The following is a 12921-nucleotide window of genomic DNA, read 5'->3' as shown; positions in this document are numbered from 1 at the left end:
CGGACTACGCTCGGCTCGCATCGGCCGGGGCGTTCTCCCGCACCGTCCGGAGGATCTCCGGCAGCGCGGCCAGGAAGGCGTCCGCGTCCTGCTCGGTGAGCACCAGCGGCGGCGCGAGCCGGACGGCGTCCGGGACGGCGGCGTTGACCAGGAAGCCGGCCTCCTGGGCGGCGGCCTGGACCTTCGCGGCCACCGGCGCGGTCAGCACGATGCCGAGCAGCAGGCCGGCCCCGCGCACGTGCGAGACCAGCGGGTCGCCGATCGCCTCGACCCCGTGCCGCAGCCGCTCGCCGATCTTGCGGACGTGCTCCAGCAGGCCCTCGGACTCGATGGTGTCGAGCACCGCGAGAGCCGCCGCCGCGACCACCGGATTGCCGCCGAAGGTGGTGCCGTGCTGGCCCGGGGTGAGCAGCTCGGCGGCCTCGCCGAACGCGAGCACGGCGCCGATCGGCAGCCCGCCGCCGAGTGCCTTGGCGAGGGTGACCACGTCCGGCTCGACGCCCTCGACGGCCTGGTGGGCGAACCAGTACCCGGTGCGGCCGATGCCGGTCTGGATCTCGTCCAGGACGAGCAGGGTGCCGGTGGCCCGGGTGATCTCGCGGGCGGCCCGCAGGTAGCCGTCGGGCAGCGGGATCGCGCCGTTCTCGCCCTGGATCGGCTCCAGGAAGACGGCCGCGGTCTCCGCGGTCACGGCCGCGCGCAGCGCCTCGACGTCACCGAAGGGGACGTGGGTGACCTCGCCGGGCAGCGGCAGGAACGGCTCCTGCTTGGCGGGCTGGCCGGTGAGCGCGAGGGCGCCCATCGTCCGGCCGTGGAAGCCGCCCTGGAGGGCGACCACATGGGTGCGGCCGGTCCGTCGGCTGATCTTGAACGCGGCCTCGTTGGCCTCGGCGCCGGAGTTGCAGAAGAACACCCGGCCGCCCCGGCCCGAGAGCGTCAGCAGCCGCTCGGCCAGCGCGATGGTCGGCTCGGCCATGAAGAGGTTGGAGACGTGGCCGAGGGTCGAGATCTGCCGGGTGACGGCCTCGACGACCGCCGGGTGGCCGGTGCCGAGGGCGTTGACGGCGATGCCGCCGAGCAGGTCGGTGTACTCCTTGCCGTCGGCGTCCCACAGCTTGGCGCCCTCGCCGCGGACCAGCGGGATCCGCGGGGTGCCGTAGTTGTCGGTGAAGGCGTGCTGCCAGCGGTCGGTGAGCCGCTCGTTGCCGGTCGGCTGCGCGCTGCCGCTGTGCTGTGCGTCGGTCGTCATGCCAGTCCCCCGGTCACGGTCGCTTCGTCGTCCGGCACGACCATCGTGCCGATGCCCTCGTCGGTGAAGATCTCCAGCAACAGGCTGTGCTGCACCCGGCCGTCCAGGACGCGGGCGGTGCCCACCCCGGAGCGGACGGCCCGCAGGCAGCCCTCCATCTTGGGGAGCATGCCGCTGGCCAGCTCGGGCAGCAGCTCCTCCAGCTCGGTCGCGCTGAGCTGGCTGATCACGTCGTCGGAGTGCGGCCAGTCGGCGTACAGGCCCTCGACGTCGGTGAGGACGACGAGCATCTCGGCGCCGAGCGCCACCGCGAGGGCGGAGGCGGCGGTGTCGGCGTTGATGTTGTAGACGTGCCCGTCGGTGCCCCGGGCGATCGAGGAGATCACCGGGATCCGGCCGTCGGCGATCAGCGCCTTCACCGCGCCGGCCTCGATGTTGACGATGTCGCCGACCAGGCCGATGTCGACCTGCTCGCCGTCGACCACCGCGTACCGCTTGACGGCGGTCATGGTGTGGGCGTCCTCGCCGGTCATGCCGACCGCGAACGGGCCGTGGCCGTTGAGCAGCCCGACCAGTTCGCGCTGGACCTGGCCGGCCAGCACCATCCGGACCACGTCCATGGTCTCGGGAGTGGTGACCCGCAGGCCGTTGGTGAACGAGGACTCCAGGCCGAGCTTGTCGAGCTGGGCGCTGATCTGCGGGCCGCCGCCGTGGACCACGACGGGGTGCAGACCGGCGTAGCGCAGGAAGACGACGTCCTGGGCGAACGCCGCCTTGAGGCTCTCGTCCACCATGGCGTTGCCGCCGAACTTCACGACGACGGTCTTGCCGTGGAAGCGCTCCAGCCAGGGCAGCGCCTCGATCAGCGTCATGGCCTTGGGCAACGCGGTGTTGTTGCGGGCCTGTTCGCCCTTGGGTGCGATCTGCACGTGTGTGGTCCCCGGCTCGGTCGGCAGGTGCGGCTGTGGCGGCTGTCAGCGGCTGTCAGGTGGAGTAGGCGCTGTTCTCGTGCACGTAGTCGGCGGTGAGGTCGTTGGTCCACACCGTCGCGGCGGCCTCGCCGGCGTTCAGGCGGGCGGTGATGACGATCTCCCGGCCGGTCATGTCGACGAGGTCGCGGTCCTCCCCGACGCTGCCGTCCCGGCAGACCCAGACGCCGTTGATGGCGACGTCGAGGCGGTCCGGGTCGAAGGCGGCGTCGGTGGTGCCGATCGCGGCCAGCACCCGGCCCCAGTTCGGGTCCTCGCCGTGGAGGGCGCACTTGAGCAGGTTGTTGCGGCTGATGACCCGGGCGACGCCGACGGCCTCCGCCTCGGTGGCGGCGTCGGTGACGTCGATCCGGATGTCCTTGCTCGCGCCCTCGGCGTCACCGATCAGCTGCCGCGCGAGGTCGGCGCAGACGGTGCGGACGGCCTCGTCGAACCCGGCCTGCTCCGGGGTGATGCCGGAGGCGCCGGAGGCGAGCAGCAGCACCGTGTCGTTGGTCGACATGCAGCCGTCGGAGTCGATCCGGTCGAAGGTGGTGCGGGTGGCGGCGCGCAGCGAGACGTCCAGGGCGGCGGCGTCGAGCGCGGCGTCGGTGGTCAGGACGACCAGCATGGTGGCGAGGCCGGGGGCGAGCATGCCGGCGCCCTTGGCCATGCCGCCGACCGTCCAGCCGTCCTTCGTCACCTGGGCGGTCTTGTGGACGGTGTCGGTCGTCTTGATGGCGATCGCGGCGGCCTCGCCACCGGCGGCGTCGAGCTGCCCGGCGGCGAGGGCGACACCGGGCAGCAGGAGGTCCATCGGCAGGCGCAGGCCGATCAGGCCGGTGGAGGCGACGGCGATCTCGCCGGCGTTGAGCCCCAGCTCCTCGGCGGCCCTCTCGGCGGTGGCGTGGGTGTCCTGGAAGCCGAGCGGGCCGGTGCAGGCGTTGGCGCCACCGGAGTTGAGGACGACGGCGGAGACCTGACCGCCCTTGAGGACCTGCTCCGACCAGAGCACGGGCGCGGCCTTGACCCGGTTGCTGGTGAAGACTCCGGCGGCGGCCAGCGACGGGCCGTCGTTGACGACGAGGGCGAGGTCGGGGGTGCCGGAGTCCTTGATCCCGGCGGTGACGCCGGCGGCCCGGAAGCCCTTGGCGGCGGTCACGCCGACGTTGACGTTCTTGGTCACGGTGCGACTCCGATCAGGGGAAGGCCGAGCTCCTCGGGCAGGCCGAGGGCGATGTTCATGCTCTGCACCGCGCCGCCGGCGGTGCCCTTGACCAGGTTGTCGATCGCGCTGATCGCGATGATCCGCCCGGCGCTCTCGTCCAGGGCGACCTGGACCAGGGCGGCGTTGGAGCCGTAGACGCTGCTGGTCTGCGGCCACTGGCCCTCGGCCAGCAGGTGGACGAAGGGCTCGTCGGCGAACGCCTCGGTGTAGGCGGCGCGCAGGGCCTCGCCGGTCACCCCGGGCTTCGCCTTGGCGGAGCAGGTGGCGAGGATGCCGCGCGGCATCGGCACCAGGGTGGGCGTGAAGGAGACGGTGACCGGCTCGCCCGCGACCGGGGTGAGGTTCTGCGACATCTCCGGGGTGTGCCGGTGCTGCCCGCCGACGCCGTAGGCGCTGACGTTGCCCATCACCTCGCTGCCGAGCAGGTGGGTCTTGGCGGCCTTGCCGGCGCCCGAGGTGCCGGAGGCGGCGACGATCACGGCCTCGGGCTCGGCGAGCCCGGCCGCGTACGCCGGGAAGAGCGCCAGCGAGACGGCGGTCGGGTAGCAGCCGGGGACGGCGATGCGGTTGCCGCCCTTGAGCGCGGCGCGGTGGCCGGGCAGCTCGGGGAGGCCGTAGGGCCAGGTGCCGGCGTGCGCGGATCCGTAGAACTGCTCCCAGTCGGCGGCGGCCTTCAGCCGGAAGTCGGCGCCGCAGTCGACGACCAGGACGTTCTGGCCGAGGGCCTCGGCGACGGCGGCGGACTGGCCGTGCGGCAGTGCCAGGAACACCACGTCGTGGTCGGCCAGCACCTCGGGGGTGGTGGGCTCCAGGATCCGGTCGGCGAGCGGGATCAGGTGCGGCTGCAGGGTGCCGAGCCTGGTACCCGCGTTCGAGCCGCCGGTCAGCGCCCCGATCTCCACCTCGGGGTGGCCGAGCAGCAGGCGCAGCACCTCACCGCCCGCGTATCCGCTCGCACCGGCGACGGCAACTCGCAATGCCATGGCAGTTCCCTCCTTGGTCGGAGCATGAATATACGCATCACGGAACATTCATGCAAGGGAGTGCGCGGCGGACCGGCAGGCGGCCCGCTCCACACCCGGGCGGCGGGGTGCGCCGTCCATCGCGGACGGCTCGCCACCCGTCGGCGCCATGAGCTTAGGTTACCCTTAGTTGATCGTCGGGCGGCGCGCTCCCGCCGCCGTCGACCCGGCCCCCGCCCGGGTCACCGGCGGACGCCCGGGTCACCGGCGGACGGCCCGCAGCACCACGAACTTCGGGTTGCCCGCGACGACTTCGCAGTTCCCGAAGAGGCGGCGCAGCTTGACGTGGTAGCCGAGATGACGGTTGCCGACCACCCAGAGTTCGCCACCCGGGCGCAGCGCCCGGCGGGCACCGGTGAACATCCGCCAGGCGGTGGCGTCGGTGGTGGCCTGGTGGGAGTGGAACGGCGGGTTGTTCAGCACCAGGTCGACCGAGCCGGCCGGGACGGCGTCCGTGCCGAGGGCGTCGGCGGTGAGGAACTCGGCGGGCGCCCGCGGGCCGAGGTTCTCCCGGAAGGTCGCCTCGGCCGAGGCGACGGCCTGGTGGGACTCGTCGACGAAGACCAGCTCGGCGCCGGGACTGGCGAGCGCCGCCGCGGTGCCGACCACGCCGTTGCCGCAGCCGAGGTCGACGACCCGGGCCCCGGGGGCGGCCACCGGCAGGTGACCGAGCAGGAAGCGGGTGCCGATGTCGAGCCGCTCGGCGCAGAAGGTACCGGCGTGGTTGACCACCGTGCGCCCGGAGGCCGGGCCGATGTCGCCGGGCAGCGCGTAGCGGTGCGGCCAGGGGTTGGGGCCGGGGTCGAGCGCCGGGTCGGGGGTGCAGAAGATCAGCCGGGCCTTGCGGGCCGCGAGCGAGGTGCGGGTCGGGCCGAGGATCCGCTCGAAGAGCTGGAGGGTGGAGGTGTGGATCTCGGTGACCATGCCGGTGCCGATCACCACCGTGCCGGGGTGCACGGCGGGCGCGAGGCGGTGCAGCTGGTCCTCCAGCAGCGCGAGGCTCTTGGGGACGCGGACCAGCAGGACGTCGACCCGCCCGGGCGGGGTGTCGCGGGTGGTGAGCAGCCGCGCCGCGTCGGGGGCGGCGCCGGCCCGGGCGAGGTTGGTCAGGGTGGCCTGCCGGCCGAGGTGGGAGTCGCTGATCTGGACCGGGGCGGTACTCGGGGCGGGGGCCGGCACGGGGGCCGGCGCCGAGGCCGTCCCGGCGGTCGGCGCCGAGGACAGCGCGGTGGTCAGGGCCGTGGTCAGCGCGCCCCAGCGGTCGCCGAGGACGACGACGGTGCGGCCGGTGAGCTCGGTGACCGCCCCCTGGGCGCTGTCCGCCTCCCCGGCGAGATGGCGCAGCAGGTACTCGTCGGCGGCGTCCCAGGCGCGCAGCCGCTCGCGCGGGTCCTCCGGGAAGCGGATGAGGTCGAAGGTGCCCCACGGGGTGGTGAAGGGGGTCGCGGCGGTGGGCGTGCTGAGGCGGTTCATCGTGATCTCAGGCTAGCCGACCACCGGGCGCCGACCGTCCGGTCGGCCGATACTGGAGGGGCCCGACCGGAAGGTCCTGACCGGAAGGGGATTGGGCCATGGACTGGAAGCTCGAAGTGGTGGTGGTCCCGGTGTCGGACGTGGCCCGGGCCAAGATCTTCTACGAGGAACAGGCCGGTTTCACCGTCGACCACGACACCCGGATCCGGGACGGGGTCCGGGTGGTGCAGCTGACGCCGCCGGGCTCCGGCTGTTCGATCGTGGTGGGCACCGGGGTCACGGACGCGCCGCCCGGCTCGGTGAAGGGCCTGCAGCTGGTGGTGCCGGACATCGTCAAGGCGCACGGCGAGCTGGTGGCGCGGGGCGTGGAGGTGAGCCCGGTCCAGCACTTCGAGGACGGCGCCCGGGTGGACGGCCGCGGCGGGGCGTGGAACTCGTTCGTCTTCTTCAACGACCCGGACGGCAACGGCTGGGCGGTCCAGGAGTCGCCGCCCGGCTGACCCCGGCGCCCTCGCCGGCCCGGAGCCCGCGCGGACCCCGGCGCGGCGCCGGGCCGGCCGTGGGTAGGCTCGGAGGATGGTCGAAGACGAGGGAAGCGTCCGGGTGGACAGCTGGATCTGGTCGGTGCGGCTCACCAAGACGCGCGCGCTGGCGGCGGCCGCCTGCCGGGCCGGACACGTCCGGGTGAACGGCGAGCGGGTCAAGCCCGCGCAGGCACTGAACGCCGGCGACGAGGTGCGGGTGCGCCAGGAGGGCTTCGAGCGGATCGTCGTGGTGAAGCGGCTGGTCCGCAAGCGGGTCGGGGCGGTCGTCGCGGCCGAGTGCCTGGTGGACAACAGCCCGCCGAGGCCGCCGCGCGAACTGCTGGCGGCGGCCGGCGAGCGCGACCGGGGCGCCGGCCGGCCCACCAAGCGGGACCGCCGCGAGCTCGACCAGCTGCGGCACGGCTAGCGGACGGCACGGCCGGCGGACCGCCCCTGGCCCGGCGGTCTCAGGCCGGGGTGTCGGTGAGGACCTTCGCCAGGAAGGCGTCCAGGTTCGCCACCGTGCGGGCCACCAGCTCCTCCTGCGACAGCGACTCCTCGGGTCGGCTGACCAGGGCGGACTTCTTCAGCCCGCGCAGGTAGAGCGAACAGGCCAGGTCGGCGCAGATGTAGGTGCCGACGGTGTTGCCCTCGCGGCCGGAGACGCCGGCCCGGCGGGCGGCCAGCAGCGCCACGCCCGAGCCCGCGTGGGCGGAGAGGCAGAGCGAGCAGACGTTCGTCTTGGTCAAGCTGCGGCGCACGGACGGCACCCGCAGTGCGACGCCGACCAGCTCGCCGCCGTGCTCGGCGACCAGGTAGCCGCGGTCGGGTGCGCCCTGGTCCCGCCAGCCGAGGAAGTCCAGGTGCTCCCACGGGAGTTCGGCCAGACCCCGGGGCAGGTTGAGCCGACGGGCCTCGCCCTTGGAACAGTTGACGAAGGAGCCGCGGATCTCGTTCTCGCTCAGGGGATTCATGATTCGCAACGTAACACCGAGCGCGCCGGGCGGTCGCGGCATTTTCCACCGAAGCGTCCCGCTGTGCGCCACCCGATGCGCCCGCCCGCGGCCCGGAACGGGTCGGGGCCGGCGCCCGGCACGGGCACCGGGGCCGGCCGCCCGCACGGTGGTCGGGGCCGCACGGCGCGGGCCCCGACGGGTGGGGTTCAGGCCTTGAAGGCGACACCCGCGTAGGCGGAGACGTCCTGCCAGCCGGCGGGCAGCTCGTCGGTCGGGACGTGGCCGGCCCCGGCGCGCCAGAGCGGGAGCTGGACCAGACCGGGCCCGGCGAACCCGAAGTCGCCGAAGAAGGGCTCGACGGCGGCGCGCGGACGCAGCACCAGCGGCGCGCTGGCGCTCCGGTAGATGCGGGTGCCCTCGGCCGCGCTCTCCCGGGAGGCGAAGTCGGGGCTGCCGTGCGAGAGGATCAGCGCGCTGCCGGGCGCGAGCGCGTCGCGCAGGGTGCGGACGATCTCCTGGGCGCCGTCCTCGTCGCGGATGAAGTGCAGCACCGCGACCAGCATCAGGGCCACCGGCCGGTCCAGGTGGACGGCGGCGCGCAGGCCGGGGTGGTCGAGGATGGTCGCCGGCTCGCGGAGGTCGGCCTCGATGACGGAGGTGTGGCCGGCCTTGTGGCTCGCCAGCAGGGCGCGGGCGTGGGTGGCCACGATCGGGTCGTTGTCGACGTACACCACGCGGGCGTCCGGGGCCGCCCGGCGGGCCACCTCGCTGGTGGAGCCGACGGCGGGGATGCCGGTACCGATGTCGACGAACTGGCGGATGCCCTGGCCGGCCACGAACTCGACGGCGCGGCCGAGGAATTCGCGGTTGGTGCGGGCCAGCAGCGGCAGCGCGGGGTAGGCCGCTATCGCGGCCTCGGCGGCCTTGCGGTCCGCCTCGAAGTTGTCCTTGCCGCCGAGGTAGTAGTCGTACATCCGGGCGGTGTGCGGAACGCCGGTGTCCAGCTCGGTCGGCGGCTGCCAGTCCTCGGCCTTCACCCAGTCCCAGTCCGTACCGACGTCGGTCGTCGCGGTGTCCTCGTGCATCCTGCTTTCCGCCCCCTCAAGCCCACTGCCGGAATGCCTGCCCGTCACGGCGCCGGAGCGCCGCGCTGCGCGGGCGGCCCGGCCCGCCGGGCCCACCACGCGGCGCGCGGTGATCGTATCCGACGACACGCCGTGGAGACAGCGGGAGTTCAGGATTCCGCAGCTCCCCGGCCGTGGTGCGGGCACGTCCTCCCGGCGGGTCGGGTCGGCGCGCTCGAATCGCCCCGGGGTTTCACCGTCTCTATGCTGGCTGCCGATGACTGCCGACCGGATGACCGCCGACCGCCGCACCGTCCTGCGCGCCACCGCCAGGTACGCCGCCCTGACCGCCCTCGGCGGCCCGCTCGCGGCCTGCGCCGGGACCTCCCCGCGCCGGGCCGACCCGGGGGCGCTCGCCGTCCACCCCGGCACCGTGGACCCGGCCGGCGGCGACCCGGCGGCGGTCGACCCGGCCTGGGCGGCCGGCGAGGGCGCCGCCTCCCCCGCCCCGGACCCCGCCGCCCCGGCCGGACCGCAGGGGGCGGCCTCCCCCACCGCGGCCGCCACCACCGTGGCGCCGCCGGTCCCGCCCACCCTCACGCCGCTCGCCCCGGGCACCCCCGTCGAGGTCGCGTACGGACCGCGGACCGGCCGCAACGTCGCCCTGACCTTCCACGGCAGCGGCGACCCGAGGATCGCCACCGCCCTGCTGGAGATCGCCGAACAGCGCGGCGCCGCGCTCACCGTGATGGCCGTCGGCAGCTGGCTGGACCAGCAGCCGCAGATGGCCCGCCGGATCCTGGACGGCGGGCACGAGCTGGGCAACCACACCCAGAACCACCAGAACATCTCCGCGATGGGCCCCGGCCAGGCGCGCGCCGAGATCGCCCAGTGCGCGGAGCGGCTGCAACGGCTCACCGGCTCGATCGGCCGCTGGTTCCGGCCCTCCGCCGCCCAGTACGCCACGCCGATGGTGCGCGAGCAGGCCCGGGCGGTCGGGTACGAGCACGTGCTCTCCTTCGACGTCGACCCGCGCGACTACAGCGATCCGAGCGCCGCGGAACTCCAGCGCCGGGTGCTCGCCTCGGTGAAGGGCGGCTCGGTGGTCGCCCTGCACATGGGCCACCAGTGCACGGTGGACGCGCTGCCGGGCATCCTGGACGGACTCACCAGGGCGGGGCTCGCGCCGGTCACCGCCAGCCGGCTCTGCGCCTGAGCCCTCCGGGCGGCGGGTGCGCCGGCAACCCGGGCGCACGGGTCCCGCGACCCGGGCGCACCCCTTCGGAGCGGCGCCCGCGGACCCGGTTCAGCCTGGGAGGGGATGACCTACCGACGGGTACGGAGTAGTAACGTCGTCGGGGCGGTGCACCGGTGCACACCTATCGGTGCGCCCGCCCGCTGAACAGCAGCTTGCTGGGACACCTGTCGCTGGGAGACCCCCGGCACCACCGAAGGGCAACTGAGTGAGTGACATCGCGCGCGTCGGAGTGATCGGCTGCGGTCTGATGGGGTCGGGCATCGCGGAGGTGTTCGCCCGGGCGGGGCTGGACGTCCTGGTGTCGGAGGCGAGCGGGGAGGCCCTGGAGTTCGGTCGCACCCGGCTGACCAACTCCCTGGAGACGGCGGTCAAGCGGGGCAAGCTGAGCCCCGAGGACCGCGACGGGGCGATGGCCCGGCTGTCCTTCACCACCGACCTGGCCGACTTCGCCGACCGCGACCTGGTGGTCGAGGCGGTCGCCGAGCGCGAGGACATCAAGGTCCAGATCTTCCAGACGCTGGACCAGGTGGTCGAGCGCCGGGACGCCATCCTGGCCTCCAACACCTCGTCGATCCCGATCGTGAAGCTGGCCGCCGCCACCTCGCGCCCGGAGCAGGTGATCGGCCTGCACTTCTTCAACCCGGCGCCGGTGCAGAAGCTGGTCGAGGTGATCCCGACGCTGACCACCTCGGCGACCACCACCGAGCGGGTCGAGACCTTCGCCTCCGAGGTGCTGGGCAAGGAGCCGATCCGCGCCCGCGACCGGGCCGGCTTCGTGGTGAACGCGCTCCTGGTGCCGTACCTGCTGTCGGCGGTGCGGATGTTCGAGTCGGGCGTGGCGACCGCCTCCGACATCGACAAGGGCATGGAGGCCGGCTGCGCCCACCCGATGGGCCCGCTGCGGCTGTGCGACCTGATCGGTCTGGACACCATCGTGTCGATCGCCGAGTCGATGTACGACGAGTACAAGGAGCCGCTGTTCGCCGCTCCCCCGCTGCTCTCCCGGATGGTCGACGCGGGCCTGCTGGGCCGCAAGTCCGGCCGCGGTTTCTACGACTACACCGCGAGCGTCTGAACCCGGGAACGGTGACGGGGCCCGGGAGCGGTATCCAGCTACCCGGGCCCCTGAGGTGCCACCCAATTGCTTGCACCGGCACGTTTAAGGGTGTGGGTCATTCTCACAGCATCGCGCTTTGCCATTGAAGCTACCGCGCCACGATAGAGGCGCAGACGGGAGTCGAACCCGCATCCGACGCTTACAGCACACACCCGGTCGATCCGGCGCTCGGCGGCGAATGCTGAGCCTGGAGCGAGAGTCTGAGTCTTACAGGGGCGCCTCTGCCATGTTGGGCCACTCCGGCGCGAAATGCCGGAGGGAGGACTCGAACCTCCACATTCTCCCCTGATATCAGCTTCAACCTCAGTATCAGCTTGCGCTCTTCGCGCCACCCCCGCTCTCATACGGGGGCGATCTGGGGGCTACCCGAACAGGTAGCCGAACACCGCCTCACCGACCCGGCGGTCGGTGACCTCCGAGCCGTTGGCCTCCTCGCGGGCGAACTGGACGGCCTGCTGGAGCTTCTCGACCCGCTCCAGGAGCTCGTTCACCCGCCGGGCCGGAAGGGCCCCGGAGAACTTGACCGTCGTCCAGTAGCCGACCGCGATGTCCTCGTAGTACACCTCGACCTGCGCCGGGTGCTTCTCCGTGGCCTCCGCCTTCACGTGGTTGCGCGGCACCTTCTTGGTGCGGATCGTGCGCACCGCCTCGGTCTTCCAGGAGTCCGTCGAGGCGTCGTGGTTCCAGGCCTCGGCGGCGTCCAGCACCGGCAGCTTCCGCACGAAGGTGCGCAGGTCGGTGAGCTGCTTCTCCAGGAAGAGCAGGTAGGTGACCGGCACCTGGGCCACCAGCGTCCGGCCGTCGACCACGACGTCGGCGCGGGCCTCGGTGTTGGCCCAGTCCTTCGTCGCGGTGACGTCGAACAGCCGGGACAGCGTCGCGGACATGGTCCGCAGGACGTCCTCGGCCTTCACCTGGACGCGGGTGGACTCCGGGGGGAGCTGCTCGCCCTCCTCGTCCTTGGGCTGGTACGTCCGGGAGATGCCGGCCAGCAGCGCGGGCTTCTGCAAGTCCTGGTGGGACTGCGTCAGCTCCTGGAAGGACTTGGACTTGACGCCCTTTTCGACGGCGATGATCTGGTTCAGCTTTGCCACGTCGTCGAACGTATCAGCGATCGTGGCGGGGTGTCACCCGATAAACGGGGCGACCGCGGAGGCCGGGCGAACGGCCTCCGCGGTCGGCGCGGGTCAGCTGTTGATGCTGTAGCTGTCGCCGTAGACCTTCCACTTGAGCGGGGGGTTGAGGTCGAAGTTCTTGGCGTTGAGGAAGACCAGCTGCTCGGTGTCGACGCGGCTGGTGTCGGAGTGCGCCTCCTCGGTCTTCATGGCGGCCCGGCGGGCGTCCAGGAAGGCCTTGAGGTAGGTGGCCTCGTCGCCGCCCTGGGCCGGGGTCTTGGCCTTCTTCATGGCGGTCTTGCGGATCCCGCCGAAGCTGGTCGAGCTGGTGCCCGGGCCGTGCATGACGATGGCGTCGTAGTAGGCGAACTGGCCGAGCGCGCGCAGGCCGTCGGACTTGGCCTGGCTGACGGCGGGGTTGAAGTAGACGCGGTCGCGCTCGTCGTTCTGCGCCTGCTGGAAGACGCCGTCCTTGGCCGCGGTGGCCCAGTCCTTCTCGAAGGCGCTGCCCAGGCCCGCGTGCGACTCGGTGCCGTTCACCTTGCGCAGCGCCGGCAGGTACTTGGCGAGGACGTTGCCCGGCTTGAGGTCGGTGTAGTGCTCGACCAGGTCGAGCATGTCGCCGGTGCCCGAGCAGAAGCCGATGATGCCGGCGGTGTAGCCGCGGCCGTCACCGATGTCCTCGATGTACTTGTACTGCGACTTCCAGTCCAGCGAGGAGTTCTCGGCGCTGGACACCAGCTGCATCGCGATGTCCTTCTTGTGCGGGTCGTCCAGGCCGACGGCCTTGGCCTGGACGACGGCCGCGGTCGGCGCCGCGTGGGCTGCGCCGGCGGCCGCGACCGTGGCGGGCGCGGCCATCAGCAGGGCGGCGAGGGCTATCCGGACGGTGCGGTGCTGGGGACGGTGCATCTGACGCTCCGTGTTCCGTGGGGGGACGGCGGGGG

13 protein-coding genes are annotated in these 12921 nt (G+C 73.0%); 4 read left to right on the top strand and 9 right to left on the bottom strand.

Annotated elements, in window-relative coordinates; genetic code table 11:
* Window positions 1–4 precede the first annotated feature (4 nt).
* The 5 genes from ACZ34W_RS13355 to ACZ34W_RS13335 form a co-directional block, all read right to left on the bottom strand.
* Window positions 5–1249, bottom strand: a complete 1245-nt coding sequence (locus tag ACZ34W_RS13355; protein WP_465603719.1) for an acetylornithine transaminase — start codon at window positions 1247–1249, stop codon at window positions 5–7.
* Entirely contained in the window at window positions 1246–2121 is an 876-nt protein-coding gene (gene argB / locus ACZ34W_RS13350) for an acetylglutamate kinase (protein ID WP_329492049.1), read from the bottom strand. The genes ACZ34W_RS13355 and argB overlap by 4 nt, the downstream gene beginning before the upstream one ends.
* A gap of 112 nt (window positions 2122–2233) precedes the next feature.
* Window positions 2234–3403 (bottom strand): bifunctional glutamate N-acetyltransferase/amino-acid acetyltransferase ArgJ, encoded by a 1170-nt coding sequence (gene argJ / locus ACZ34W_RS13345; RefSeq protein ID WP_465603717.1) that lies wholly within the window; start codon window positions 3401–3403, stop codon window positions 2234–2236.
* A complete protein-coding gene (gene argC / locus ACZ34W_RS13340; RefSeq protein WP_329486863.1) occupies window positions 3400–4428 on the bottom strand; it encodes an N-acetyl-gamma-glutamyl-phosphate reductase in 1029 nt (342 codons plus the stop codon). The genes argJ and argC overlap by 4 nt, the downstream gene beginning before the upstream one ends.
* Window positions 4429–4668: 240 nt before the next feature.
* Complete coding sequence (locus ACZ34W_RS13335; RefSeq protein ID WP_465603715.1) at window positions 4669–5940, bottom strand: methyltransferase; 1272 nt, start codon at window positions 5938–5940, stop codon at window positions 4669–4671.
* A gap of 98 nt (window positions 5941–6038) precedes the next feature.
* On the opposite strand from ACZ34W_RS13335, the gene ACZ34W_RS13330 reads away from it, so the two are divergent.
* Both ACZ34W_RS13330 and ACZ34W_RS13325 read left to right on the top strand, forming a co-directional pair.
* A complete protein-coding gene (locus tag ACZ34W_RS13330) occupies window positions 6039–6440 on the top strand; it encodes a VOC family protein (RefSeq protein ID WP_329486865.1) in 402 nt (133 codons plus the stop codon).
* A gap of 76 nt (window positions 6441–6516) precedes the next feature.
* Window positions 6517–6891, top strand: a complete 375-nt coding sequence (locus tag ACZ34W_RS13325) for an RNA-binding S4 domain-containing protein (protein ID WP_465603712.1) — start codon at window positions 6517–6519, stop codon at window positions 6889–6891.
* Window positions 6892–6931: 40 nt separating this feature from the next.
* Here ACZ34W_RS13325 and ACZ34W_RS13320 read toward each other — a convergent pair whose 3' ends face one another.
* Window positions 6932–7438, bottom strand: a complete 507-nt coding sequence (locus tag ACZ34W_RS13320; RefSeq protein WP_465603710.1) for an FBP domain-containing protein — start codon at window positions 7436–7438, stop codon at window positions 6932–6934.
* A gap of 188 nt (window positions 7439–7626) precedes the next feature.
* Complete coding sequence (locus ACZ34W_RS13315) at window positions 7627–8505, bottom strand: SAM-dependent methyltransferase (RefSeq protein ID WP_465603708.1); 879 nt, start codon at window positions 8503–8505, stop codon at window positions 7627–7629.
* A 256-nt stretch (window positions 8506–8761) separates the two neighbouring features.
* Here ACZ34W_RS13315 and ACZ34W_RS13310 point away from each other — a divergent pair, with 256 nt between their 5' ends.
* Together ACZ34W_RS13310 and ACZ34W_RS13305 are read left to right on the top strand one after the other, a co-directional pair.
* Window positions 8762–9700 (top strand): polysaccharide deacetylase family protein, encoded by a 939-nt coding sequence (locus ACZ34W_RS13310; RefSeq protein WP_465603706.1) that lies wholly within the window; start codon window positions 8762–8764, stop codon window positions 9698–9700.
* A gap of 247 nt (window positions 9701–9947) precedes the next feature.
* Complete coding sequence (locus ACZ34W_RS13305; protein WP_329486870.1) at window positions 9948–10817, top strand: 3-hydroxybutyryl-CoA dehydrogenase; 870 nt, start codon at window positions 9948–9950, stop codon at window positions 10815–10817.
* Between the two features lie 404 nt (window positions 10818–11221).
* Here the strand turns inward: ACZ34W_RS13305 and ACZ34W_RS13300 are convergent, their stop codons facing one another.
* The gene (locus ACZ34W_RS13300; protein WP_465603704.1) at window positions 11222–11953 is read right to left on the bottom strand and encodes a DUF7873 family protein; all 732 of its coding nucleotides are present in this window, start codon (window positions 11951–11953) and stop codon (window positions 11222–11224) included.
* Between the two features lie 93 nt (window positions 11954–12046).
* Window positions 12047–12886: a chitosanase gene (locus ACZ34W_RS13295; protein WP_380387938.1), complete on the bottom strand. Its 840-nt coding sequence runs from the start codon at window positions 12884–12886 to the stop codon at window positions 12047–12049.
* Window positions 12887–12921 lie beyond the last annotated feature (35 nt).

This window comes from Kitasatospora sp. NPDC022856 (genome assembly GCF_055561235.1).
This window is presented reverse-complemented; position numbering and strand designations above follow the sequence as displayed.